The sequence below is a fragment of the Sulfobacillus sp. TH-112 genome (assembly GCF_057473405.1).
In genome coordinates this window covers 1-24,402 of the sequence record NZ_JBYCKN010000163.1, presented here as the reverse complement: position 1 = coordinate 24,402, position 24,402 = coordinate 1, and the positions used below count along the sequence as shown (strand labels likewise).

General features: G+C 51.8%; 29 protein-coding genes. 12 read left to right on the top strand and 17 right to left on the bottom strand.

Annotated elements, in window-relative coordinates:
* The 8 genes from ACOJWD_RS11455 to ACOJWD_RS11420 form a co-directional block, all read right to left on the bottom strand.
* Nucleotides 1-386 (bottom strand): single-stranded DNA-binding protein (locus tag ACOJWD_RS11455; protein WP_486993366.1); only part of this gene is annotated, 386 nt, incomplete at its 3' end.
* A 17-nt stretch (nt 387-403) separates the two neighbouring features.
* The gene (rpsF, locus tag ACOJWD_RS11450) at nt 404-700 is read right to left on the bottom strand and encodes a 30S ribosomal protein S6 (RefSeq protein WP_486993365.1); all 297 of its coding nucleotides are present in this window, start codon (nt 698-700) and stop codon (nt 404-406) included.
* A gap of 528 nt (nt 701-1,228) precedes the next feature.
* On the bottom strand, nt 1,229-1,444 hold the full coding sequence (locus ACOJWD_RS11445) for a DUF951 domain-containing protein (RefSeq protein ID WP_486993364.1): 216 nt from the start codon (nt 1,442-1,444) through the stop codon (nt 1,229-1,231).
* Nucleotides 1,420-2,238, bottom strand: coding sequence for a mechanosensitive ion channel family protein (locus ACOJWD_RS11440; protein ID WP_486993363.1), 819 nt, complete (start codon nt 2,236-2,238; stop codon nt 1,420-1,422). The genes ACOJWD_RS11445 and ACOJWD_RS11440 overlap by 25 nt, the downstream gene beginning before the upstream one ends.
* Entirely contained in the window at nt 2,235-2,801 is a 567-nt protein-coding gene (locus ACOJWD_RS11435; protein ID WP_486993362.1) for a CvpA family protein, read from the bottom strand. The genes ACOJWD_RS11440 and ACOJWD_RS11435 overlap by 4 nt, the downstream gene beginning before the upstream one ends.
* Nucleotides 2,802-2,819: 18 nt before the next feature.
* Nucleotides 2,820-3,191: a hypothetical protein gene (locus ACOJWD_RS11430; protein WP_486993361.1), complete on the bottom strand. Its 372-nt coding sequence runs from the start codon at nt 3,189-3,191 to the stop codon at nt 2,820-2,822.
* Nucleotides 3,188-3,748 (bottom strand): tetratricopeptide repeat protein, encoded by a 561-nt coding sequence (locus ACOJWD_RS11425; protein WP_486993360.1) that lies wholly within the window; start codon nt 3,746-3,748, stop codon nt 3,188-3,190. Before ACOJWD_RS11425 ends, ACOJWD_RS11430 begins: the two co-directional genes overlap by 4 nt.
* 6 nt (nt 3,749-3,754) lie before the next feature.
* Nucleotides 3,755-4,750 carry a YkvI family membrane protein gene (locus ACOJWD_RS11420; protein ID WP_486993359.1) on the bottom strand — a complete coding sequence of 332 codons (996 nt, stop codon included), beginning with the start codon at nt 4,748-4,750 and terminating at the stop codon, nt 3,755-3,757.
* A gap of 110 nt (nt 4,751-4,860) precedes the next feature.
* Between ACOJWD_RS11420 and yyaC the strand changes: the two genes are divergently transcribed.
* Nucleotides 4,861-5,424: a spore protease YyaC gene (gene yyaC, locus ACOJWD_RS11415; protein ID WP_486993358.1), complete on the top strand. Its 564-nt coding sequence runs from the start codon at nt 4,861-4,863 to the stop codon at nt 5,422-5,424.
* On the opposite strand, the gene ACOJWD_RS11410 is transcribed toward yyaC, so the two are convergent.
* From ACOJWD_RS11410 to rpmH, 9 genes are all read right to left on the bottom strand, one after another.
* Nucleotides 5,414-5,920 (bottom strand): DUF4446 family protein, encoded by a 507-nt coding sequence (locus ACOJWD_RS11410; RefSeq protein WP_486993357.1) that lies wholly within the window; start codon nt 5,918-5,920, stop codon nt 5,414-5,416. The two genes, yyaC and ACOJWD_RS11410, sit on opposite strands and share 11 nt — an antisense overlap.
* Before the next feature lie 21 nt (nt 5,921-5,941).
* Entirely contained in the window at nt 5,942-6,643 is a 702-nt protein-coding gene (locus ACOJWD_RS11405) for a DUF554 domain-containing protein (RefSeq protein ID WP_486993356.1), read from the bottom strand.
* A 53-nt stretch (nt 6,644-6,696) separates the two neighbouring features.
* Nucleotides 6,697-7,575 (bottom strand): ParB/RepB/Spo0J family partition protein, encoded by an 879-nt coding sequence (locus tag ACOJWD_RS11400; RefSeq protein ID WP_486993355.1) that lies wholly within the window; start codon nt 7,573-7,575, stop codon nt 6,697-6,699.
* Nucleotides 7,568-8,329 (bottom strand): ParA family protein, encoded by a 762-nt coding sequence (locus ACOJWD_RS11395; protein WP_486993354.1) that lies wholly within the window; start codon nt 8,327-8,329, stop codon nt 7,568-7,570. The genes ACOJWD_RS11400 and ACOJWD_RS11395 overlap by 8 nt, the downstream gene beginning before the upstream one ends.
* A 286-nt stretch (nt 8,330-8,615) precedes the next feature.
* Nucleotides 8,616-9,317 (bottom strand): 16S rRNA (guanine(527)-N(7))-methyltransferase RsmG, encoded by a 702-nt coding sequence (gene rsmG / locus ACOJWD_RS11390; RefSeq protein ID WP_486993353.1) that lies wholly within the window; start codon nt 9,315-9,317, stop codon nt 8,616-8,618.
* Between the two features lie 128 nt (nt 9,318-9,445).
* Complete coding sequence (locus ACOJWD_RS11385) at nt 9,446-10,120, bottom strand: YidC/Oxa1 family membrane protein insertase (RefSeq protein WP_486993352.1); 675 nt, start codon at nt 10,118-10,120, stop codon at nt 9,446-9,448.
* 20 nt (nt 10,121-10,140) lie between these two features.
* Entirely contained in the window at nt 10,141-10,353 is a 213-nt protein-coding gene (gene yidD, locus ACOJWD_RS11380; RefSeq protein ID WP_486993351.1) for a membrane protein insertion efficiency factor YidD, read from the bottom strand.
* An 8-nt stretch (nt 10,354-10,361) separates the two neighbouring features.
* Nucleotides 10,362-10,697, bottom strand: a complete 336-nt coding sequence (gene rnpA / locus ACOJWD_RS11375; RefSeq protein WP_486993350.1) for a ribonuclease P protein component — start codon at nt 10,695-10,697, stop codon at nt 10,362-10,364.
* 5 nt (nt 10,698-10,702) lie between these two features.
* On the bottom strand, nt 10,703-10,837 hold the full coding sequence (gene rpmH / locus ACOJWD_RS11370) for a 50S ribosomal protein L34 (RefSeq protein WP_486993349.1): 135 nt from the start codon (nt 10,835-10,837) through the stop codon (nt 10,703-10,705).
* A 286-nt stretch (nt 10,838-11,123) separates the two neighbouring features.
* Here rpmH and dnaA point away from each other — a divergent pair, with 286 nt between their 5' ends.
* The 11 genes from dnaA (at nt 11,124) to serS (ending at nt 24,280) form a co-directional block, all read left to right on the top strand.
* Nucleotides 11,124-12,479 carry a chromosomal replication initiator protein DnaA gene (gene dnaA / locus ACOJWD_RS11365; RefSeq protein WP_486993348.1) on the top strand — a complete coding sequence of 452 codons (1,356 nt, stop codon included), beginning with the start codon at nt 11,124-11,126 and terminating at the stop codon, nt 12,477-12,479.
* A 280-nt stretch (nt 12,480-12,759) separates the two neighbouring features.
* A complete protein-coding gene (gene dnaN / locus ACOJWD_RS11360) occupies nt 12,760-13,869 on the top strand; it encodes a DNA polymerase III subunit beta (RefSeq protein WP_486993347.1) in 1,110 nt (369 codons plus the stop codon).
* Nucleotides 13,870-14,937 (top strand): DNA replication/repair protein RecF, encoded by a 1,068-nt coding sequence (gene recF / locus ACOJWD_RS11355; RefSeq protein ID WP_486993346.1) that lies wholly within the window; start codon nt 13,870-13,872, stop codon nt 14,935-14,937. It abuts the gene before it with no gap.
* Entirely contained in the window at nt 14,913-15,458 is a 546-nt protein-coding gene (locus ACOJWD_RS11350) for a DciA family protein (protein ID WP_486993345.1), read from the top strand. The genes recF and ACOJWD_RS11350 overlap by 25 nt, the downstream gene beginning before the upstream one ends.
* 19 nt (nt 15,459-15,477) lie before the next feature.
* A complete protein-coding gene (remB, locus tag ACOJWD_RS11345; protein WP_486993344.1) occupies nt 15,478-15,729 on the top strand; it encodes an extracellular matrix regulator RemB in 252 nt (83 codons plus the stop codon).
* A gap of 77 nt (nt 15,730-15,806) precedes the next feature.
* Nucleotides 15,807-17,723: a DNA topoisomerase (ATP-hydrolyzing) subunit B gene (gyrB, locus tag ACOJWD_RS11340; protein WP_486993343.1), complete on the top strand. Its 1,917-nt coding sequence runs from the start codon at nt 15,807-15,809 to the stop codon at nt 17,721-17,723.
* Between the two features lie 12 nt (nt 17,724-17,735).
* Complete coding sequence (gene gyrA / locus ACOJWD_RS11335; protein ID WP_486993342.1) at nt 17,736-20,180, top strand: DNA gyrase subunit A; 2,445 nt, start codon at nt 17,736-17,738, stop codon at nt 20,178-20,180.
* Between the two features lie 38 nt (nt 20,181-20,218).
* On the top strand, nt 20,219-21,106 hold the full coding sequence (gene pdxS, locus ACOJWD_RS11330; RefSeq protein ID WP_486993341.1) for a pyridoxal 5'-phosphate synthase lyase subunit PdxS: 888 nt from the start codon (nt 20,219-20,221) through the stop codon (nt 21,104-21,106).
* Nucleotide 21,107: 1 nt separating this feature from the next.
* The gene (pdxT, locus tag ACOJWD_RS11325) at nt 21,108-21,704 is read left to right on the top strand and encodes a pyridoxal 5'-phosphate synthase glutaminase subunit PdxT (RefSeq protein WP_486993340.1); all 597 of its coding nucleotides are present in this window, start codon (nt 21,108-21,110) and stop codon (nt 21,702-21,704) included.
* A 252-nt stretch (nt 21,705-21,956) separates the two neighbouring features.
* A complete protein-coding gene (gene mtnA, locus ACOJWD_RS11320; protein WP_486993339.1) occupies nt 21,957-23,009 on the top strand; it encodes an S-methyl-5-thioribose-1-phosphate isomerase in 1,053 nt (350 codons plus the stop codon).
* Complete coding sequence (gene serS, locus ACOJWD_RS11315) at nt 23,006-24,280, top strand: serine--tRNA ligase (RefSeq protein ID WP_486993338.1); 1,275 nt, start codon at nt 23,006-23,008, stop codon at nt 24,278-24,280. The genes mtnA and serS overlap by 4 nt, the downstream gene beginning before the upstream one ends.
* Nucleotides 24,281-24,402: the final 122 nt, after the last annotated feature.

Here is a 24,402-nt window from a genome sequence, read left to right as displayed (position 1 = left end):
GGAAGGTCATCCGGCAACTCCGGCTCGTCTCCCCCGAATCCCGTATCTGGCGCACCCTGGCCATCACGAGGTCGATCGAGAAACCGTACACTATCGCATATAACCTCTGCCACTCGGCGCTTAGACCCGTCCTGAGCCTCATAACTCCTTATTTGTAGGCGTCCTTCCACAGCCACTAGACGGCCTTTTGTCAGGTGATTGCCCACGGTCTCGCCTAATTTGCGCCAAGCCACGCAATCGATAAAATCCGCCTCTCGCTGTCCCTGCTGGTTTTGGAAGGGCCGGTCAACAGCTAACGAGAACGAGGCAACGGGAACACCTTGTGGTGTATAGCGCATCTCTGGATCTCTAGTCAGTCGACCGATTAAGACTATACGGTTTAACATAACTTCGTCCTTTCCCTTTAGTCATCCAAGCGGATGACAATCGACCTCAGGATCTCTTCATTGATATTCAATAAGCGGGTGATTTCATTTGAAATGGTGCCTTCGCCACTGAAATTAACCAGAACATAGAAACCCTCGGAATGGTCTTTGATCTCGTAGGACAGTTTGCGACGTCCCCATTTATCAGTCTTACTGACTTCGCCACCAGCGTTTTGAACAATCTGCTGAACCTTATCAAATGCCGCTTGCTGCGCTTCTTCAGACAAATCAGGGGTTAAAATGTACATGAGCTCATATTGAGCCAAATCTTTCACCTCCTCCACGGACTCCCTATTGATAGGGGGCTCTACATGGCAGTAGAGCAGGGTGGTGTGGGAATATACCCAAACGGGATCAGTATATCAGGTCTTTTAGGCAAGCGCAATCAGCGGTCATGGCAGCATAGCAGACGCGCCGCCAATAAACTTAAATGTCTCTTGGTGAAGCGATCAGGCGCCATGACACGAAAGCAATGCGGAACGACCGGGCAGCAAAGAAAGGAGGGCCCCTCTTTTTAAGCGGCATTGATGGCGGTTTAGCCAGGGGGGTCTTGGATCTTTTAGGGGGTCGGCCGAGTCACCCTTGCGGACTTAGCCGTGCAAGAGAGAGCGCATTCCTTGCACCTCCGGTCGGGATCTTTCGGGAGGCGCGCAGCATCTCGTGCGGTTTACGAGCAGCACCGTCTAGTGGAAGTCCGTACTTTTCAGCCAAATCGAATCCGATGGTCGGCAACGCGTCCAAATGGGATGAAAAATGTCGCTGAGGACACTTTTTCAGAAAACCGATGTTCCTCAAGGAACATCTTATACGGATTCGTTATCGCGATCCGTCGCCTTCGGATAATGCCGACGCACCGCACGCTCAAATTCCTTGCGGGGAATCATGACGCGGTGGCCGCATCCGAGACATTTTAGCCCAAAATCTATCCCGGTACGCCAGATTTGCCACTCGCGGCTACCGCAGGGATGCGGCTTTTTTAGCTCAACACGGTCTTCTAATTGGTATTTTGGTTTGTCCACTGAATCTCCTGTACTCCTCCCGCCAGGGGTATGTGGTTCTCGTAAATGGCCCTCGCAATGCCCTCCCGTATCTGGTAGCCCACTTGTGATGCCGTGATGGCCGTCGCCGGAGCGCTAAGCTCCCAACTAACCGCCCCTGACTGAATGTCCGACACCCCTTTGAGTTGAAGCCCCTTGACCTGATGTTCAAGTTCCGAAACTAACTCCTCGAGGGTGCGACGGGCGACCTCTGGGTCAAATCCAGACACCACTGGCACCACCACCGAGACGGATGGCGTTCCGCGCGTGAGGTTTTGCACCTCGAGCACCAGCCTGTTGGGAATGATGGTCTCGTCGCCATTACTACCCGAAAGTCGTGTGATACGAATGCCCAGTTCCAAGACCGTCCCAGATAAGGTGAGGCCGGGCAAACTGATATGATCCCCTACAGCGTATTGGTCTTCATATAAAATAAATAGCCCCGTCACGACATCCTGAACGAGCCCCTGCGCTCCAAAGCCAATCGCTAAGCCCAAAATCCCCGCACCCGCCAAGAGCGATGTGGTCGAAATGCCTACCACATCGAGAGCCATCACGATGGCAAGGAAGTCGACCACGTAGCGCAAAACCGAGCTGGTGAGCCGGACCAAGGTCGCACGCCGAGCGACCCGAGATGGCTCGGCATCGGCGCGTACCCCTTCGAGTCGACCAATGACTTTTCGCCCTGCACGCACTACAACGGTGGCTGCCACAAAAATCACCGCAACCTTGATAGCTTTGTCCAGCCATGGTGCATGCGCTAGCAGCGAGATCATAGATACTTCCCGCCGGGTAGCCGCACGACATGTTTAAAAATATCAATTAGGGTGCCGGCCAGTGGCGCGCGGCGCAAGGCGGCACTGATCGGCGAATGGGCTAGTGCAGGGATCCCCAGCGCCAGTGTCAAAATCAGTCCGGCGACGACGCCGTGTTCCACCAATCCCGCGATGACACCACCGACACGGTTAATAAGCGCTGTCATACGAAACACACTGACCCCGCGGCTCGCCACCGCACCAACGGTCCGCCCCACAAACTCAGCGGCACCGACAATGATCAGGAAAATAAGAAGACTGATTAGGCCCTCGGCCAGGTTCCAAGCGTCCAGGCGAGCTCCCGGCACGTGAGCTGCCACCGAGGGGATGTAACGGTCCAACCATCCTCGGACCGGGGCCGCGGCTACGACCATGTTCGTCACGGGCTTGGCCACATGATCAGCAATCAGAACTCCCGCGATATAACCCAGCAAACTAAATCCTACCCAAACCAACCCACGCCGCAAGCCATAAAATACGCCCATCACAAGGTACCCTACTAGGCCGATATCAATCCAATCCATACTGTCGGTCTCTCCCCCTTACGACGGGTGTTGCCCTGACCAAATGGCTACCAGGTATGCCATTATGACCGCGACTAAGGCCGGGTCCACTAAGCCTCCCCCACGCTGATACGCAACATAGGATACCGCCCATACTAACACCCCGCCGACCACCACTAGACCCATGTCAAAAAGCAGGCGAACTACATTTAGTCTACCCCACCAGCGCAACACCAGACCCAATTGAGCCGCCGCCCCGACCACAAGGAATAGGAGCGCGTATCCCACGGGTGATGCATTGGAATGAATGAATGGCCCAAGACGAGACACCACCAACAAAGGCAAAACAATGATCATGATTGTGCCGATAATCTTTAGCCACCCGGGGGTCCGCACCACAGTACTTCTCATCGATGAAACACCGTCAAAATAATCACAACACCCACTCCTGCAATAATCCACCATAGATACGGCGGCGGTTGGACCATGTGACCGCCCTTCGGTAATTGTGGACGGTTTTTACGCAATTCTTCTCGGGACCGCCGACTGTCCAACTTTTGGGAGCGTTTAAAATGCGATACGAAAGCCGAGTATTTTCCTTGGCGCCGATAAGCCACCCCTAAATTACGATGCGCTGGTGGATATTCGGGATCACTTTGAAGAGCCAACAAATAGTGTTGAATCGCCTGCTCCGTCTCCCCACGCTCCAGATAAATATTGCCCAAGTTCGTCAACGCAGGGGCATGCATACGATCCTGTGCGATGGCCCGTAAAAAGTACTTTTCCGCTTGCTCCAGCTGGCCGGTTTGCGCCAGAATAACCCCTACCTTGTTATACCCTTCAGGGCGTTCAGGATAGTCTTCAACCAATTGATTGAACAGACGCTCGGCCTCTAAGCGATTGCCTTGCTCCCACGCCTGCGATCCTTGATTCAACAACTGTTGGCCTTGCTCGTCCCACTGTGCCAATCGCGGTTATCCTCCTGGGGCCTGACGTTTCGGTTGATATATGAGTGGCAACCATAATATCACAGCCACAATACCCATAATCGGATAAAGACCGGCCACTAGCCGCTGGAATCCCATCAATCCCACCAGTGGAGTCAGCGCCACGACTAAGAGCACTTTCCGATTGAGCTGTTCCACTAATGCGTATGCTTCCGCGATCCCGGTTGTAAAAAGTGCGACCCATAGACTTACCGCATATAGGCGCCCCCATACCGAGTGCAGACGATACGCCAGGTCCACTAATGGCAAATCTCCGATAGACGTCAAACGAGCGAGTGCGTGATGCTCAACCACAGCACGCCCCGACAGAATCACGGCACCGGCCGCCGCTGCGAGAGCACTCTGCTGAGTACTACGCATGTGTCTACCAAGGGCTAATAGCACGACGATTCCCGTAAATATATTATACGACAGATAGAGAAGAGCTGACAAAGCCCATCCCAATCTCGGTCCAGAAACCGTTACGGCTACCGCGGGATGACGCCACGACAAAATCCCAACCAAGACCACCAATGCAATCAAGTACGGTACCAGCACGACGTTAGCACGCAGCACACCGCGAGTTCCCAAGGTAACCACCATAATGACCACCAGGGTAGTCAGAAAAGCCCCCACCAGCACGGGCCAACCAAAAATCTTTCCGAGAGCAGCCCCCCCGCCGGCTGAGACCACCCCGAGGCCCACTAAGAGAAATATCATCACCACGGTGGCGATGAACCGTACCACTGGAGCGGGATACGTGCGATGAAGAAATTGGCTGAGAGTCTCTGTAGGGGAGCGACGTCCACGCTCCAGTGCCAGAAATCCCATTAATGCGAAAAGTGCCCCTGCGAATAGTATCCCAACCAAGCCAGAGCTACCGTAGCGGCCGAAGAACTGATATACCTCCTGACCACTGGCAAATCCCGCTCCAACGACCGCGCCCACATAAGTCAGTGCAGCAGCCAGCCAAGATGTTTTCATGCCCATCCCCCTATCTCGTACACTATATCGACGAGGAACGGAAATAGGCATAAAATTTAATCGTAGCAGATGATTTCATGAACCGCGCGTGCAACAGAAGGGAAATGGGTATGTCGCCGAAGGATCCAAAGTCAGACATCAAAGCATCTTACGATACCGTTCGAGTGCTGTTATCCCAATCGGGTTTGCACGAACAACTCACGAGCGGGTTCAAGAAATTGTGGCAGATTTCCGGTGCCCCTGAAGCCCTATTGTGCATTGGCACCGATCGTGCGACGGGAGATTCGTTAGGCCCCTTAGTGGGTAGCCGCATGGCCTCCGTGAACCGGCGCAAATATGTTGTCTACGGAACCCTCAAGCAACCGGTACACGCCAGTAATTTGGCGGCATTGCTCCGCCAACACCCAACCCTCAGCACCGGGCGCGTGCTAGCTATCGATGCATCATTGGGTCAACCGAACGAAGTAGGATTAATCGCCATCGGTCGGGGGGGCATTAGGCCCGGGGCAGGTGTGCAAAAGGACCTGCCCAGCGTCGGACTATATCATGTCACCGGAACGGTGAATATCGGGGGATTCATGGACTACTACGTACTACAGAACACGCGGCTGTCCGTTGTGATGGAAATGACATCGGCGATCACGGAGGCTCTACGCGCGAGCCTTAACCTTTAGTGTTTACACTGACCGCGTGGCGAGCATTCGCTGCAATGTCAATGGCTTGCTTTTCCTCTTGACTCAATGGATAACGGCTTTCTAACTTTTCCATAGGTTTGGCATAAAGTCGAACTTCCTCGCGGCCCCACAGACTTGTCATGACCACTCCGTCACCATGGTCATTTAATACCGCCATGGAAAACGACAAATCAGCTCCGGTGTCCATGAAAGGATTAAATCGCACCATTCCCACCCGATTGAGGGCCTGGGTGGATTTGACTTCTAGCGCTTCCATGCGATGGTCGAAACCCGAAATATGGTCTAGGGAGGAATCCAATCGCTCATGCAACGATGCCACCAACTGCTCGACATTTTCAGGCTTGTCCTCACCAAAGGCCTTCAAGTAGCGTCGCCTAACTTGTGCGGCCGACGACATTCCCATAATTCCGAATACCACGCCTAATATTGCGATTCCCAACGCGCCATATACTAAATCTGTGGTCGGCAAACTCACACACGAACCCCCCCAAAAATTTTACACAAACGTCACACCATGTAGTTTTAACCAACCTAGTATAACCGTAAGAAGTAGTGCTGGGAGAAGGTTTGCAATATTTATTACGGTTTTTTCAGATAGGAAATTTATTCCGATGGCGGCGATCAACACACCACCTACGATGCTTAAGTCACTGAGCAGCGGGGCAACAAGGATCGTCCGCAAAAATCCAGCAAGAACCGTCAAAACGCCCTCGTAAAGAAAAGTCACAGGAGCCGCGATAATCACTCCCCAGCCCACGCTCGACGTCAGGAGAAGTGCGGTCACGCCATCTAAGACAGCCTTAGTTTCTAGGATGGTTGGGCGAGCATTCAACCCCGCTTGCAGTGACCCCACAATCGCGAGAGCCCCCACATTGAAGATGAGCGACGCGGAAAGAAACGCCTGCATAAACGCTCCGCCCTGGGATTTACTCTCCACCCATAGCCCAAAACGTTCTAGGTGATCACTAATTTTGAACAACGAACCCAGGTACGCCCCGACCACGAGGGATATCAACACATTGATCGGATCTGATAGCGGAAGCGCCATTTTTAACCCACTCACCAATACTGCCAACCCCATGACACGCATCGCTTGTCGTCGGAACTCGTCGGTAAAACGCTTCCCCCAAAAGAGCCCCACTCCCGATCCCAGCACAATCCCTAGCGCGTTCACACCAGCCCCAAGTAAGTGACCCATCGGCGTTTGGGGCTCCTTTCCTACAGTTCCTCAGCAATGTTCCTCAAGGAACACTACACCACAAAATCTCCAGACCCACCAACCGAATCTTGCTCCAAAATCCCCAAAAGCCGTTCCAATTCATCCAGATTGCGATAGGGTATCTCAATCCTGCCCTTGTGACTATCCCCTCGAAGCGTCACCTTGGTACCAAACCGTCGCCGCAAACCCGCTTCCACACTTCTCAAATGAACGTCTGGCTTAGGCGGCTCGGTCACTGGCGCCTCTCCCCGTTTGATGGCCACTTCTAATTGCCTTACGGTCCATCCTTCCTCTACACAACGCTCCGCCAATGGCACCCGCCGAGGTTCCGTGATCGACAACAACAGTTTCGCATGAGCTACCGTTAACGACTGCTCAGCCACCATCTCCTGAATCACGCTCTCCAATTGCAGCAACCGCAGGTAATTGGCTATGTGGCTACGCGACTTATTGACCCGCGCTCCAATTTCCTCCTGCGTCCAGTGAAACTCCTCAATCAATCGATTGTACGCTAAGCTCTCTTCCAAAGGATTCAGATCACTGCGTTGCAGATTCTCGACTAGCGCTAACTCAACCGCTTCCTGATCTGAGAACGGTCTGACTAGGGCCGGAATCGTCTCGCGACCCGCCAATTTCGACGCGCGTACTCGTCGCTCCCCAGCAATCAACTGATAGCCTTCCGAGGCCTTCCGTACCAAAACTGGTTGGATCACTCCGTGGACTCGAATCGATGCTGCCAATTCTTCCAACTCTTCATCACGAAAGTGGCGGCGGGGCTGATAAGGATTCGGTGCGATAGCCGACAATTCAATCAGCGACACCCCACCATCACTCGTGTCCCTCCCATCCACCTCCACTCGTTCGGGAATCAATGACGAGAGTCCTCGCCCCAACCCTCGCGCCTTAGCCATGTGCCAACACCTCCTGCGCTAGTTTCTGATACCCTTCAGCCCCGCGTGATTTCGGATCGTAGTGCAGGATGGGCTGCCCATGACTTGGGGCTTCGCTAAGCCGCACCGTGCGCGGAATCACCGCTTGATAGACCTGTTGGTGAAAATGCTTGCGAACTTCCTCCGCCACCTGAGCCGCTAAGTTTGTGCGGGCATCATACATCGTCAGCAGCACTCCTTCCAAAACCAATCGACCATTCAAGCGACTTTTCACTAATTCCACCGTGGACAATAATTGGCTTAACCCCTCAAGCGCAAAAAACTCGCATTGCATCGGAATCATCACCGCATCAGCTGCCGTCAACGCATTAATGGTTAAAAGTCCTAACGATGGAGGGCAATCAATAAAAATGAAGTCATAGCGATCACGGATGCGAGCAACATGCGCAGAAAGCAGGGTTTCACGACCCTCCATTTGTGACAGCTCTACCTCCGCCCCAGCCAAGTCCATCGTCGCCGGCAGCAAGTGAAGTCCCACCACTTCAGTAGGCACCAAAGCTTCCATCAACGGCTCGTCACCTAAGAGTACGTCATAAATGGAGATGTCCACATGACTCTTATCGATGCCCAACCCCGTGGTGGTGTTCCCTTGCGGGTCCACGTCAATGGCCAACACGCGCTTTCCTGAGTCGGCCAAATAAGCAGCCAAATTAATGACCGTAGTGGTTTTCCCCACACCGCCTTTTTGATTGGCGACTGCAATGACGCGTCCCACTCTCATCCCTCCTAATGTCTGGAGCCGTCCCACCCAAAAGGAAAGGCTGTCCATCTACCGAAAACACGTCACTCATATTTAACGTCTTTTTCAATTTGTTGTATACGATACGGAGCGCTAGGCCGATGGGACGTGCCAGGCGATGCCGCTCTCACCCATAAGGCACAATATCCCTATTACAGTTCTCGTTCTCACTCAAAAAACCTCTTCGTTTTTTGCAATGTCCCGCAAACTTATTTCCTCACTAGATTTCACACTTTATCCCGCCCACTTTTCCATATGGCACTTAGCGACCCAACTGATTACCCTTTCGTGGAAACCGCTCAGGACACACCGCCACCTTCTCGATCACCGCAATCTGATCCCAATCGCCCTCACCATTCTGCACTCGCCCTTGTAAAAAGGTGTTCACCTCACCCCCTAAAATTTCAATGAAGTCGCTCTCGCCCTTCACCTCGTCGCGACCATGCGGCCCCTTCACTAACAGCAGCCGTCCACCAATTTTTAGGTACGGCAACCCCAACTCCACCGAAATACGGGTACTGGCCACCGCTCGCATGGTCACGCAATCAAATTCTTCCCGAGGTACGTTCTCCTCGCGAATCCACCGTTCACCGCGATCAATCACCACGCGCACATTCAAAAGATCGAGCTTTTGCGCCAACTCACCTAAAAAATCTCCCCGACGCTCACGAGCCTCGAGCAGCACCCATTGGCACTGCGGTTGCATCACCGCCAGTACAACGCCAGGAAACCCGGCTCCACTCCCGATATCCAATCCCCGGATGACCTCCTCCTGAGGCATGCCGCCTATTAACGCCAACGAATCCATAACGCCTCGTTGCCACACCTCTTCACGCGACCATGCTGTCAGGTTCATTGGGGCCTTCAACACCGCATCCACAAAGAGCTTTAGTTTCTCGATCTCCACATCATGAAGACCATACTCCTCTCGTAAAGTCGTATCATAGTCTTGTACGTTGTCCACCTCATACACCTCCCACTTTCACTGATTATCCGTACGATGGAAAAAATCCACCCGCATCGGGCATTCTAGCATTCCCAAACCACCCCCAAGAAACAAAAAAACCGCGCCCAGGCGCGGTTCTACGCGACTTACTTCTGTGTTGCCGGAGCCGTTCCTGACGCCCCGTTGACAGGCCGCTTAAGCAACAACACCGTTTGTCCCCACTGGAACAAATTGGAAATCACATAATAAATCGATAGTCCAGCCGGAAAGCGATACGCCACATATCCGAACACCAGCGGCATCATGTATAGCATCATTTTCTGACTTGACTCCATGCCAGGTTGCGAAGGCGTCATCTGCATGGTTTGGCGCTGCATCAAATAGGTGCTAACGGCAACTAAAATAGGGAGAATAAACGTGTGATCGGGCTTCCCAAGATTTTGCCAAACCCACAATCCACCACCTGGCTGATACTTAAAGGAGCGCAAAACATCAAACAATCCGTACATCACCGGAATCTGCAACAATAGCGGCAAGCAGCCCGATGCAGGATTGACCCCTTCTTCTTTATAGAGCTTCGAAATCTCTTGGTTCAAGGTCTGAGGATTGCCTTTGTGCTGCTTCTGCAGTTCCCGTTGCCTCGGTGCCAGCCTCGCCATCTTTTGCATGGAGCGCGCCTGGGTAATACCTAACGGCAACAACACCAGTCGCACCAAAAGCGTCAACAAAATAATGGCGAAGACATAATTACCGGTCCATCCATAGAACACCACAAATATCGCGGTAATTAAATGGGTAAATCCATGCCATATTTCTCCCATAACATCCTCCTCGCGGTGCTTTATGGCACCGGATCATACCCACCCTCGTGAAAAGGATGGCAACGGCTGATGCGCTTAATCGCCAGCCATGAACCCTTAAAAGCCCCATATTTCGTTACCGACTCAATCGCATATTGAGAACAAGTCGGTATATACCGGCACGATGGTGGTGTCATCGGAGACACATACCGCTGGTACACCCGTATTAGCCCCAAAACAACCCGCTTCATCACTTTTCCCTTTATTCGATACAGCCTGCCTGACGCAATACCCGCCGCATGGATTGTTGCAGTTCTTTCCACGACGCATCCAATACTGGCCTCTTGCCCAAAATGACAATATCACCACACGATCCGTCGCCTATAGCATATTGTCGATAAAGAGCCCTCAAGCGACGACGCACTCGATTCCTTTTTACCGCGGACCCAAGATTACGCTGACTTGTAAAGCCCACTCGAGTTCCAACACGACCGTGAGAATTTAACACGAAAAGGACCAGATATCGGTCCCCGTATGTCTTGCCACGCTTAAATACCTGTCCAAAATCGGCGCGCCGTTTAAGCCGCACATAGTTCACGATAATTACACCGCAATCCGCTTGCGGCCCTTCTGTCGACGCCGCTTCAATACCGCACGGCCAGCGCGTGTGCTCATCCGCTGACGAAATCCGTGCACTTTGTGCCGATGGCGTCGATTCGGTTGATAGGTTCGTTTCATGCTAGGTCACCTCCTGACACTAGGCAAATCGCTCTTCATTATATCGACCTATCCCCTTTGGGTCAAGAACTCGCACCGACTCTCGCTCTTAATCTATGTCCTTCGCATACGGGAAATACGCCTCAAAATTGCACCCCTTAATTGAATTGTACCCCTTTCACCAATCTGTTATCATAAGGGCCAAGCCTCCGCTCGCCGGAGGAATCATTGTTTTTACAATAGATATCAACAAGTTGTGGATAATCTTGTGGATGTCTTGTGTATAGTACCCAGGGGGAAGAGTAGTATGATCGATGATAGCCTTGACTCTTTGTGGGCTGATGTTGTGGATCGTTTGAAACAAGAACTGTCCACGCCGAGCTTCGAAACGTGGGTACGATCGGTCATCCCCACTTCCATCGAAGATCGTCTCTTAATTCTAGAAGTACCGACCGAATTCACACGCGAGTTGATTGCGTCTCGGTATACCGATTTGCTGCGTGACATGGTTCGCAAGTCGTTTGGGCGAACTTTAGATGTGCGCATTGTGGTCACGCCGGAAAAACCCCGCAACGACCCCGACAAAGCTGTCTCGTTAGCGAAAAACACCAACATGCAACCGAAAGCATCCGAACAACAAACACGGTTGAATCCAAAATATACCTTTGATGCCTTCGTTGTCGGAACCTCGAATCGTTTCGCTCACGCTGCCTCGTTAGCGGTGGCGGAGATGCCAGCGCGCGCCTATAATCCGCTATTTCTATATGGTGGTGTGGGATTAGGAAAAACTCACTTGATGCATGCCATCGGCCATACTATTTTAAAGCAAACACCACCCTCACGGGTACTTTATGTCTCGTCTGAGAATTTTACGAACGAACTCATAAACGCTATTCAGGAAAACAAGATGGGGCCCTTCCGCAACCGATATCGCAATATTGATGTACTACTCATTGATGATATTCAATTCGTCGCCGGTAAAGAGCGCACTCAAGAAGAATTTTTTCACACCTTTGAAGCCCTACACGGTGCTGATAAGCAAATTGTCATCTCCAGTGACAGTCCTCCCAAAGATATTCCTACACTGGAAGAGCGACTACGGTCGCGTTTTGAGTGGGGACTGATCACAGACATTCAAGCACCGGACCTTGAAACTCGGATGGCCATTTTATCGAAGAAGGCTCAAATCGAAAAATTGTCTGTTCCCGACGAAGTGATTCAATTCATTGCATCCGAGTTTGACACCAACATTCGAGAATTAGAAGGCGCTCTCATCCGCGTGATGGCCTATGGATCCATTACCCGGCAATCACTCACCAGTGAGCTCGCCTACGAAGCCCTGAAAGACGTTATTCCAGAAGCGCGACAAAAACCGATCACCATTCGTCTAATTCAAGAAGAGGTCGCCCGACATTATGATTTACGTGTCGATGAGTTCAAGGCCAAAAAGCGAACTAAAGCGGTCGCGCATCCCCGACAGGTGGCGATGTATATTGCTCGCGAACTGACCGATGCCAGTTTGCCCAAAATTGGTGACGAGTTTGGAGGACGAGACCATACCACCGTCATGCACGCCTGCGACAAAGTGCGTAGCGATCGATCCACTGATCCGCAACTGAACCAAACCATTCAAACGCTGATTAAAAAGATACAATCACGTTAGGTGCATAACCCTGTGGGTACTTTCGACAAAATGTGTGGATGAGGCTACTACTTATTCACATAATCCACGGACTCTCATGAGAGGAACATATGACTGGGGATAGCGAGGATACTTATCCCAAAGTTGTTCTTGTCGGATCATGAAGAAACAGAAGAGATTGCGGGGGTTATCCTCATATCCCCAGGTCTTATTATGACGACGATTATAATAACTAAATAAGTCAATAACATTATAGATTCGACCAATCATTCATTTTTCACCAGCAAAGGAGTGCATCAACGTGCGTTTTTTCGCCACCCAAGATCAACTAGCCAAAGCTTTAAGTTTTGTATCTCGCGTGATTATGCCCCAAAACAACATGGCGGTTCTTGCCGGAATACAAATGGATGCTCACGACAATCATCTCACCCTGAGTGCTACCGATCTTTTTACTGTTCTTGAAACTAAAATTGCCGTAGAAGTGCAAGAACCCGGAACAATGGTTTTACCAGCGCAACTGTTAACCGAGCTCATCCAGCGCTTGCCTACGGCGACCCTAGAGATTTCTACCGAAGACGCTCAAGGGAAGGCCGTGGTAAAGTACGGAAAAAACCGTGCCACCTTGCATAGCTTCGGCCACGAGCGTCTCCCGGACTTTCCAGAGCTCGAGGGACCCTTAGAGTCTGTCACCATCGGCGATGGCATCTTTGGACAGCTAAGTCGCCAACTTCTCTTTGCTTGTGCCAAAGATGAAACCCGCCCGATCTTACGAGGCGTGTCGCTGAAACTGGATTCAGGGCGCCTCGTATTTGCCACCACTGATGGTAGTCGCCTGTCACATACTTGGGTCGCGGTACCCGAATATCGCGGAGGAACGCTTGAGTGTGTAATTCCTGGGAAAGTTCTGGGAGAAGCAGCTAGAATGACCCAGGGTCAGGACGCGCAACTTACCTTAGCCGAAAATCTCCTGCGCATCGCATCTGGTGACACCATTATCATTTCTCGCCTCCTCGATGGGCAGTATCCCGAATACCAACGTGTGATACCTCAAGAATTTGTCGTTCAGGGGCGCATGCGAGTCTCCGATTTGCGGGGAGCCTTAGAGCGGGCCAACCTTATGGCTGCGCGTGATCGAGCAAGCTCCGTGCGCATCCATCATGAGGTGGGTCAATTGGACATTTCGGCCTCCGCCCAGGAGTATGGACAGACATTCGAATCGGTGGATTTTGATAGCCATGGCCAGCAACTTGACCTCTTGTTTAACCCGATTTATCTACTCGACGCATTGAAATCATTTGAGGGTGAAGAGGCCATACTGGAATTTTCGGGCATTCAGTCGCCATTACGCATGCGTGACAGCGCGAACTCTCAGTACAGCCACGTAGTGTTACCACTGAGACAACTAGTGTAAATGGCTATCGAAACACTGGACATTGTACAATTCCGTAACCTATCACACATAGAACTCACCGTATCTCCGCAATTGACTTTGATTGTGGGACAAAACGGTCAAGGGAAAACCAATTTATTGGAGTCCGTCTATTTATTGCTGCAAGGACAGGATTATCGAACCGCGAACGAACGAGAGGTGATTCAAAAAGGGCAGGAATGGGCGTCCCTTCGTGCAACCGGGACGCTCTCGGAGCGATCTCAACAATGGCACCACCGCGTGCCACAACTTCCGATGCGTAAAGTTCATCAGGGGCCCATTGTGCCTACGGTGATGTTTTCGCCCGATGATGTCTACCTGGCCAAAGGCTCGCCCGCCCGCCGCCGTCGGTTTTTAGATTTATTGCTGGGATCTCATGACTCTCGCTATCAACGATCCTTGCGGTCCTATCAGCGAGTGTTGCTGCAACGCAATCGTGCGTTGAAAGAGGCTAGCTATCAGTCTGTCGTAGATGATTTCACGCCCATTATGGTGCGTGAGGGATGGCATCTCTGGCAGCGCCGCCAAGAGGTACTAACGGCATTGCAACCCCAGATCGTTGCCATTCACCATACCATTGCCCCGCAGGAAACCCTCTCATTAACTCTTAAACAAGGGGGGGCTGCAGAACAGGTGCAGTCGGAAGACCACTACGCCGCGATCATTCGACACAGGATACAAGAGGAACGTCAGCGACAAGTGTCTCTGGTCGGGCCCCACCGCGACGATGTCTTGATCTTTATCAACGAAATGGACACGACGCTATTTGCGTCTCAAGGTCAACTGCGAACAGTAGCGCTCTCTATTAAATTGGCCACCTATGAATGGCTCTTTCGTGAAACAGGATTACGTCCTGTTATCCTCTTGGATGATGTGTTGTCCGAGCTCGATGATGTGCGCCGTTCAGCCATCCTTAAAGCGGTATCGCAACCAAATCAACAAACCTTAGTCACAGATACCGAACCCAGAAATTTCCGTTTGTTGGATCCTTTAATTGTGGGGATTAAGGAGGGGAGCGTGGTTCCATGGAATCTCGCCAAGACCGATTAGGCAGTATTTTGAGTTCGCTCGTTGAGCGTCATGGATGGCGGCGTGCTGAATGGATTAGTCTTTTGAAATTGCTATGGAAAGAAGTCGCTGGCGACGTCCTCTATGAGCATTCTGGGATTATCACTCTGACCTCTGATAATACCCTAATCGTGGCAGTGCCTACCTCCGTATGGGCACAGCAACTGTCGCTGCTCAAACCCCTCATTCTCAAAAATATTTCCGAAACACATCCAGAAATCAAGGTGCGCGATATCCGCACCCGGGTACGAACTGATCGGCCTTCCAGCATAGCACAGCCTGAGCGATCCAAATTTTCACCGTATTACCACGATACCTCTCGCCAATTGACGGAGACCGATTTGCATGTATTATTAGCCAGTGTGAAGGAAAAATATGAGCTAGCATCGAGAGATTGGCTTACACGCGGATTCTCGCCATGTCGTCGATGTTGGGCACCGACCTTGGACGGCTATCCGTTATGTGTGGTCTGCGAATTAGAAAGTACACGAGACGAGTCATAACTGGGGGAAAAGACACACTGTGTATTTACACATCGGACAAGATTGGCTCGTCCCCTATGCGGCGATCATTGGGATTTTTCGACTCACATTAATAGAATCCTCACCAGAATTTCGCTATCATGTACAACAGATGCGCAGCGAAGGCCGTCTTCGGGGTGATTCAATCGACGCGAAATCGGTGATTCTCACCGAAGAATTTTTGTACTTCTCCACGATCTCTACGATTACCCTTATGAAGCGGTCGCAGCGAGGTCTGGTAGAACTCGAATAGACCCAGAATCCTATGGTATACTTAGGAAACCGGACCCGCGCGGGTCTTATTCGTACGTTTAAGGGGGATCCCCATTAATGGCGGGCAAAGAGAGTCCCGAGTACAACGAAAGTCAAATTCAAGTCCTCGAAGGTCTTGAAGCGGTGCGAAAGCGCCCAGGTATGTATATTGGTTCGACCAGCACCAAAGGACTCCATCACCTTGTCTATGAAATTGTGGACAACTCCATTGATGAAGCGTTAGCCGGTGTTTGTGACCGAATTCAGGTCACCCTCTATGCCGATGGCAAGGTGGGGGTACGCGATAACGGACGCGGCGTTCCGACAGGACTGCATCCGAAAGTGGGTATTCCCACTCTCGAGGTGGTGCTTACCATGTTGCATGCCGGCGGTAAGTTTGGTGGAGGAGGATATAAGGTCTCCGGAGGTCTTCATGGTGTGGGTCTGTCGGTCGTTAACGCACTATCGTCAGAATTGACCGCCTATAGCCGATTTGGCGGTGGTCTCTTCGTACAGCACTATGAAAAGGGAAAGCCACTTGATGCGCTCACTCAGATTGACACCACCCAGGAGACTGGCTTTGAAGTAATATTCCGTCCTGATGCTGAAATTTTCGAGGATGTGCATTTCTCTTTTGAAGTCTTGTCCACTCGTCTACGCGAACAGGCCTTTCTTAACTCCGAAGTCTTACTATCCCTCACTGATGAGGCAACGGGACGGGAAGTACGCTATCACTACACGGGAGGCGTGGCCTCCTTTGTGGAATATTTGAATCTGAATCGTGAAGTGGTCAATGCCAAGCCCATCTCTATTTCGGGAGAAAAGGATGGCATCATGGTAGAAGCCGCCATCCAATACAATGACAGTTACACTGAAACGTTGTTTACATTTGCCAATACCATTCGCACGCTAGAAGGCGGATCTCATGAGGCGGGTTTCAAGGCGGCCTTAACGCGCGTCTGCAACGACTATGCTCGGCGGCTCGGACTGTTGAAAGATGCGGATCAAAACTTATCCGGAGATGATGTACGGGAAGGATTGACCGTGATTTTGTCGGTCAAGTTACCGGAGCCGCAGTTTGAGGGCCAAACCAAAACAAAATTGGGCAATTCCGAAGTGCGTGGCGTCACCGAAGGGATTATTGCTGAAGGATTGGCCACCTTCTACGAAGAGAATCCCAGTATTGCCAAACGCATTCTCGAAAAATCTATTCAAGCGGCTCGTGCGCGAGAAGCCGCACGAAAGGCTCGCGAACTCACTCGTCGTAAAAATGTGTTGGAATCCTCAGCACTCCCAGGCAAACTTACCGATTGTTCGAGTAAGGATCCGTCCGAATCCGAGGTATACCTGGTCGAGGGTGACTCGGCAGGTGGGTCTGCGAAGCAAGGTCGCGATCGTCAGTTTCAAGCCATCTTGCCGCTTAGAGGAAAAATCCTCAATGTGGAGCGAGCCCGCATGGATAAAATTCTTGGCAACGAAGAAATTCGGGCCATGATTACGGCAATCGGTACGGGTATCGGCGACGAATTTGACATTCTAAAGGCGCGCTACCATCGAGTGGTGATTATGACCGATGCTGACGTCGATGGATCCCATATTCGAACCCTCCTATTAACCTTTTTCTATCGACACATGACCCCATTAATCGAAGCAGGTTATGTATATATTGCCCAACCCCCTTTATATTTGGTGAAAAAAGGAAAACAAGAGCGGTATCTCTATGATGATGCTGCACTAGAGGGGCAACTGACAGAATGGGGTCGAGGGAACGATATCAATATTCAGCGCTACAAAGGGCTCGGTGAAATGAATTCCGACCAGCTATGGGATACCACCATGAATCCTGAAACCCGGACATTACTTCGGGTAGAGCTGGAGGATGCAGCCGCTGCCGACTGGATTTTTACCGTGCTTATGGGGGATAAAGTGGAGTCCCGTCGCGACTTCATTCAAGAACATGCGCATCAAGTGCGTAATCTCGATACCGTAGGATAATCGGAGGATTCAATGGCGAACATTGGTCGGGTAATGCCCATAGACATTCAAGATGAGATGAAAAAGTCGTACATCGATTATGCGATGAGCGTCATTGTGAGTCGCGCATTGCCCGATGTCAGGGACGGTCTTAAACCGGTGCATCGGCGCATTCTCTATGCCATGCAAGAACTGGGTAACACCCCTACGCAAGGATATAAGAAATCGGCTCGTATTGTGGGAGAAGTTCTGGGGCGCTACCATCCTCATGGGGACACCGCGGTATATGATGCCATGGTTCGAATGGCGCAAGACTTCTCCATTCGTTATCCCCTGGTGGATGGCCACGGGAATTTTGGATCCATGGATGGCGACTCTCCCGCGGCGATGCGGTATACCGAAGTACGGTTGGCTCGTATTGCCATGGAACTGTTGGCGGACTTAGATAAGGATACGGTCGATTTTGTACCAAACTTTGATGAAACGACGTCGGAACCGACGGTGCTGCCAGCAAAGATTCCTAATCTCTTAATTAATGGTTCTTCGGGAATTGCGGTTGGGATGGCCACCAATATACCGCCGCATAATTTAACCGAAGTCTGCCGCGCTGCAGTGAGAATTATTGATCACCCCGAAACCTCATTTGAGGAACTGATAGGTATTTTGCCGGCACCGGACTTTCCCACCGGCGGTATGATTATGGGGCGCGACGGGATACGTCAAGCCTATGCCACCGGTCGAGGCATTATTACCATTCGCGGAATCGCGAAAGTCGAGGAGAACACCTCAGGTCGAACTCGGATTTTGATTTCAGAAATTCCCTATCAAGTCAATAAGGCCCGACTTATCGAAAAAATTGCCGACTTGGTCCACGAGCGTCGCATCGAAGGCATCGCCGACTTACGAGATGAATCTGACCGCGATGGGGTTCGGGTGGTCATTGAACTGAAGCGCGATGCCGTTCCTAAGGTCATCTTGAATCAATTGTATAAATACACCCAGATGCAACAAACATTTGGCATGATCCTCTTGGCGTTGGTAGACGGTCGCCCCATGATTCTCTCGGTGCGAGAAATGCTAGACAACTTTATTCGCCACCGCAAGATTGTGATTGAGCGACGAACACGGTTTGATCTTCAAAAGGCCGAAGCCCGGGCTCATATCCTAGAAGGATTGCGGATTGCTCTAGAATTTCTTGATGAAGTGATCCGGATTATTCGAGCGGCAAGCTCTGTGGATGTCGCTCGAGAAGGCTTAATGTCGCGGTTCGGGCTTTCGGAAAAGCAATCGACCGCCATCTTGGAAATGCGTTTGCAACGGTTGACGGCGCTAGAGCGAGAAAAGATTGAAGCCGAATATCAAGACGTGATGGCATTAATCGAGCAATTGCGAGCGATTTTGGCCGATGAGCAGTTGGTGTATAACCTTATCAAAGATGACTTAAATGAGATGATTCATAAGTACGGCGATCCACGCCGGACTAAGCTTGGCCCCTCCGTTAAAGACATGTCGGATGAAGATTTGATTCCCGAAGAAGATATGGTGGTGACCATTACGCACCGAGGCTATATCAAGCGCCTCTCGCCGAGCGTCTATCGTCCACAGCGTCGGGGCGGACGGGGCATTAGCGGCAGTACGGTTCGAGATGATGACTTTATCTCGCATCTCTTTGTCGCCTCTACCCATGCGTACCTGTGTTTCTTTACCAATCGTGGACGCATCTATCGGGTCAAAGTGCACGAAATCCCTGAGGCGGGTCGTCAAGCCAAGGGAGTGTCGATTGCCAACCTGATCGCCATGGAGGCTGACGAACGAATTGCAGCCGTGCAAACGCTGGCCGACACGCAGACTGACCATTATTGGGTCTTTGCCACCAAGCGTGGGGTGGTTAAGCGCACCGCGCTCTCGGATTACAGCACCTGGCGGGGCGGGGGCATTATTGCTATATCTTTGGATGAAGGTGACGAGTTAATTGGCGTCGAGCCCACTCAAGGAGATAGCGATATTTTGCTCGCTACACGCTATGGCCAAGTGATTCGCTTTGAAGAAACCTTAGTGCGTCCGATGGGCCGGTCGGCCCATGGAGTCAACGGAATTCGCATGAAGGGCAAGACGGATGACAGGGTGGTCGCCTTGGCGACGGTCTCCGATCAAGGAGAGCTTTTAGTGCTCACCGAAAATGGCTACGGTAAGCGGACGTTAATCCGGCAGTTTCGTAAAACCGGACGTGGTGGGCAGGGCGTAATGGGCATGCGACTAACACAAAAAACTGGACCGGTGGCTGGAATTTTACCGGTCAACGGATCGGAAGAGTTTATGGTAATCTCGAGTGAAGGGGTTCTTATTCGCTTAGAAGTGGAATCTGTGTCGCAGCAAGGACGGGCCTCACAAGGCGTCAAAGTGATGCGCCTCGAAGAGGATCACCATGTGAGTGCGGTGTCCCTGGTGCGTGCTGAAGAAGAGACAGCAGAGGAATAGAACACTAATTTTACGGAGTTTGAAGGGAGACGCATTAAGTGGAGCAACAACGAGGAACATTTAACGTAAAGTCGGGATTGGCCGAGATGCTGAAAGGCGGAGTCATCATGGACGTGACCACGCCCGAACAGGCTGTGATCGCGGAAAAGGCTGGGGCGGTGGCGGTGATGGCACTAGAGCGAGTTCCCGCGGATATTCGCAAAGCGGGCGGAGTGGCTCGCATGGCAGATCCCCGGATCGTCAAGAGCATCATGGAATCCGTCTCTATCCCGGTCATGGCGAAAGTGCGCATTGGGCACTTAGTGGAGGCTCAGGTACTTGAAGCGCTCGAAGTCGATTATATTGATGAAAGTGAAGTGCTGACCCCGGCGGACGATCAATATCACATCGACAAGTGGAAGTTTGATGTGCCTTTTGTTTGCGGTGCACGAGACCTTGGGGAGGCCTTGCGAAGAATTGCCGAAGGCGCTGCGATGATTCGGACCAAAGGTGAACCGGGTACCGGGAACGTGGTGGAAGCAGTTCGTCATCTTAGGGCAGTAAATGCGCAAATTCGCCAAGTAGTCGCTACCCCGGAATCGGAATTGCCGGATCTCGCCAAAGAGATGCGGGCCCCGTTGGACCTGGTCAAAAAGGTGAAGGAATTGGGACGCCTTCCTGTGGTGAACTTTAGTGCGGGGGGTGTCGCGACACCAGCGGATGCAGCCCTTATGATGCAATTAGGGGCGGATGGGATTTTTGTGGGTTCGGGAGTCTTTAAGTCACAAAATCCGGACAAGATGGCGCGTGCTATCGTGCGCGCTACGCTCCATTACAACGATCCGAAAGTCATCGCAGAAGAGTCCGAGGACATCGGGGAGTCGATGGCAGGATTGGAAATGGCGACTCTCGAGGCTAAAGATCGGATGCAGGACCGAGGCATTTAGGATGAAAATTGGAATATTAGCTATTCAAGGTGACGTGCGTGAACACGTGCGGCATACCCGTGAGGCAGGGGCGGACGCGATTGAAGTGCGTTTGCCCCGCGATCTGGACAGTACGCAAGGACTGATCATCCCAGGCGGGGAAAGTACGACTATTGGCATGTTGATGCAGGAGTATGGGTTAATTGATGCACTGCGAGACCGTAGTCGAACGGGAGACTATCCCATTTATGGAACCTGTGCTGGACTGATTCTGCTCGCGCAGGACGTGGTTGGACTATCTCCTGCTCGATTGGGTCTGGTAGATATCGAGGCCTCACGCAATGCCTATGGACGCCAGGTATCCTCATTTGAAGTTCCGTTATCCATCACTGCTTTAGGGGAAGAGCCATTTCCCGCCGTTTTCATTCGGGCGCCGAAAATCCAGCGTCTTGGTCCAGATGTCACGCCGCTGGCTTGGTATGAAGGGGATGTGGTCATGGCCGAACAGGGTCCCTATTTAGTGAGTTCCTTTCATCCAGAAATGAGTGCGGATACTCGGATTCATCAGTATTTTGTGCAAAAAGTAGTCCAGGCATCCTCTGTACGCGGCGCGTCTTGACTTATTGAGGTGGAGTGAATAGACTCAACCCATAGATTTTTAATCGACGAGCTCTCGAAAATGGCCTTAGTGGGAATTGGTAGGCTGGTCGGTGAATTTTCGTGAGCGCGCCAGTTGATACGATGACATTCGAGGTGTAGTGCAAGATGGCGGGTCCACTCCGATATCGGGGTTAGGTGGGTGGTGCCGTGGGTGATGACTCGTCCCGAGCCTGACGGGACGAGTTTTTTCGCGAAGGGGGACGTAAGTTTTATGGAACCAATTAGGCGTTTTGCCGATCATATTGATCTGTTGGATCAACGATGGCTGCCCGCTGACGTCCGGTATTTGTCGTGCGTCAATGCCGGAGACGTCATTGCGGCGATTCGCGCGCTAGCCGTACGAGGAGCGCCCGCGATTGGGGTGGCAGGTAGTTATGCCTTGTGGCTGGAGTCGCTGCAACCATCTGAGGCGCCCATGGAGCAGCACTTGCGTGATGCGGCAGAACGCATTAAATCCGCCCGGCCGACCGCTGTGAATTTGGCTTGGGCCGTGGATCGGGCCTATCGGATGGTGCAGAACACGGCCTTAGCCAATATTCCTTCAGTTCTCAAACGAGTAGCGGACGACCTCTTGTCTGAGGAAACAGCGCGTAATGACCAACTGGCTCGATACGGCGCGGAACTGCTGAGTGAACACAGCCGCATTTTGACTCACTGCAACACGGGATCGCTCGCGACGCCAGGTGTTGGGACCGCTCTGGGGATAATTCGTGAGGGATATCGCCTCGGATTGGTCAAAGAGGTCTTTGTGGACGAAACACGCCCCTTACTTCAAGGAGCACGGCTGACCGCATGGGAACTTCAGCAGGATGAGATTCCCGCCACACTCATCACCGATAGCATGGCAGCGGCTTTGATGGCGCAAGGCAAAATTAATGCCGTAGTGGTCGGTGCCGACCGCATTGCACGCAACGGAGATACCGCCAATAAGATTGGCACTTATGGCTTAGCGGTGCAAGCCCACTATCATCAGATTCCTTTCTATGTCGCCGCCCCCATGAGTACGCTCGATCCGGATCTTGATACCGGATCAGATATTCCGATTGAAGAACGGGACGGCGATGAAATTCGACGAATTCAAGGGGTTTTAATGGCTCCCGAGGATATCCCTGTGTATAATCCGGCTTTTGATGTCACTCCGGGTACACTAATTAGTGCGATTATTACCGATCGTGGCGTCGCACATCAGCCCTACTTACGGTCTTTGCCTGCTCTTATCGAGCAGGAGCTCAATTCCACCATCATGGAGGACGACAATCGATGATCGATCTGAAGAAAGTGCGGCAGGATCCCGCGAGCTATGCTAAACGACTACTAATCAAAGGTGTGACGATAGATTTTGGCCCGCTATTGGCGATGGACCAGAAGCGACGGGAGACGCTGACGGCAATGGAGCAACTAAAGGCCGAACGTAATCGTGTTTCTGAAGAAGTCGCACGGCGGAAGAAGTCGCAACAGAGCGCCGAGACCCTCATTGTCGAAATGCGTGAGGTCGGCGAAGAGATTGAACGACTGGAAGCGGACGTCAGGGATTTAGATGCCGCAATACAGGAAACCGTATTAAATATTCCCAACCCTCCTTCGCCCGAGGTGCCCGAAGGGCAGTCGGCGGATGATAATGTGGAGATTCGTCGTAAAGGTGATGTGCCCGTCTTTACCTTTGAACCTCGCCCGCATTGGGAACTGGGTGAGAAGCTAGGAATTTTGGATTTCGAGCGGGGAAGAAAAATATCGGGATCCCGTTTTACAGTCCTTGCAGGTCTAGGAGCTCAGCTATCGCGTGCCCTGATCAATTTCATGCTCGATCACAATCGCGCGCGCGGATATGTGGAAATGGCACCGCCCTATCTTGTCAATCGAGAATCCCTGCTGGGTACCGGTCAATTCCCCAAGTTCGAAGAGGATGTGTTTCACGTCGTGCCACACGAGTACTATTTAATTCCGACCGCCGAAGTGCCGCTGACCAATCTTCATCGCGATGAAATTCTGCGTGAACCCGATCTTCCGATTCGCTACACCGGGTATACGGCATCATTTCGGGCCGAGGCCGGAGCGGCGGGTCGTGATACCCGTGGGATTATTCGTCAGCATCAGTTCGATAAGGTGGAGTTAGTGGAATTTGTGCGACCAGAGGATGCTGAGGCAGCGCTCGAAGCCATGGTGCGTACCGCAGAGGACGTTTTAGATCAATTGGGGCTGTCCTATCGGACTGTGCTCTTATGTGGTGGGGATATGGGATTTACCCAAGCCAAGACCTATGATATTGAGTTGTGGATGCCCAGTTACGGTCGGTATGTCGAGATTTCTTCGTGCAGTCATATGGGAGACTTTCAGGCGCGGAGGGCCAATATTCGCTATCGCCCCGAGACGACCAAGAAAACAGAATTTGTGCATACACTTAATGGGAGTGCGTTAGCCGTGGGTCGAACCGTTGCAGCCATTTTGGAAAATTATCAAGAGGCGGACGGGTCCGTCCGAATTCCTCAGGCATTGCAGTCCTATATGGGTGGATTAGCGAGGATTTCCACCCGATAACTATCTGCGATCCAGGAGATGTAGAGAGCTTTTTGCGTTGTGCTAAAGACCGCATTCTGATTGGGGTTGAAGCTTGGGCTGAAAAACTTTACCCCAATCGTGCACGGAATCATGCGCCTTGT

Bases quoted from the DNA above. Each gene is read 5' to 3' on its own strand.
- ACOJWD_RS11440 (WP_486993363.1), bottom strand. From the start codon at position 2,238: ATGATCTCGCTGCTAGCGCATGCACCATGGCTGGACAAAGCTATCAAG.
- ACOJWD_RS11435 (WP_486993362.1), bottom strand. From the start codon at position 2,801: ATGGATTGGATTGATATCGGCCTAGTAGGGTACCTTGTGATGGGCGTA.
- ACOJWD_RS11430 (WP_486993361.1), bottom strand. From the start codon at position 3,191: ATGAGAAGTACTGTGGTGCGGACCCCCGGGTGGCTAAAGATTATCGGC.
- ACOJWD_RS11420 (WP_486993359.1), bottom strand. From the start codon at position 4,750: ATGAAAACATCTTGGCTGGCTGCTGCACTGACTTATGTGGGCGCGGTC.
- yyaC (WP_486993358.1), top strand. From the start codon at position 4,861: ATGTCGCCGAAGGATCCAAAGTCAGACATCAAAGCATCTTACGATACC.
- ACOJWD_RS11405 (WP_486993356.1), bottom strand. From the start codon at position 6,643: ATGGGTCACTTACTTGGGGCTGGTGTGAACGCGCTAGGGATTGTGCTG.
- ACOJWD_RS11400 (WP_486993355.1), bottom strand. From the start codon at position 7,575: ATGGCTAAGGCGCGAGGGTTGGGGCGAGGACTCTCGTCATTGATTCCC.
- ACOJWD_RS11385 (WP_486993352.1), bottom strand. From the start codon at position 10,120: ATGGGAGAAATATGGCATGGATTTACCCATTTAATTACCGCGATATTT.
- rpmH (WP_486993349.1), bottom strand. From the start codon at position 10,837: ATGAAACGAACCTATCAACCGAATCGACGCCATCGGCACAAAGTGCAC.
- dnaA (WP_486993348.1), top strand. From the start codon at position 11,124: ATGATCGATGATAGCCTTGACTCTTTGTGGGCTGATGTTGTGGATCGT.
- recF (WP_486993346.1), top strand. From the start codon at position 13,870: ATGGCTATCGAAACACTGGACATTGTACAATTCCGTAACCTATCACAC.
- ACOJWD_RS11350 (WP_486993345.1), top strand. From the start codon at position 14,913: ATGGAATCTCGCCAAGACCGATTAGGCAGTATTTTGAGTTCGCTCGTT.
- gyrB (WP_486993343.1), top strand. From the start codon at position 15,807: ATGGCGGGCAAAGAGAGTCCCGAGTACAACGAAAGTCAAATTCAAGTC.
- gyrA (WP_486993342.1), top strand. From the start codon at position 17,736: ATGGCGAACATTGGTCGGGTAATGCCCATAGACATTCAAGATGAGATG.
- pdxT (WP_486993340.1), top strand. From the start codon at position 21,108: ATGAAAATTGGAATATTAGCTATTCAAGGTGACGTGCGTGAACACGTG.
- mtnA (WP_486993339.1), top strand. From the start codon at position 21,957: ATGGAACCAATTAGGCGTTTTGCCGATCATATTGATCTGTTGGATCAA.
- serS (WP_486993338.1), top strand. From the start codon at position 23,006: ATGATCGATCTGAAGAAAGTGCGGCAGGATCCCGCGAGCTATGCTAAA.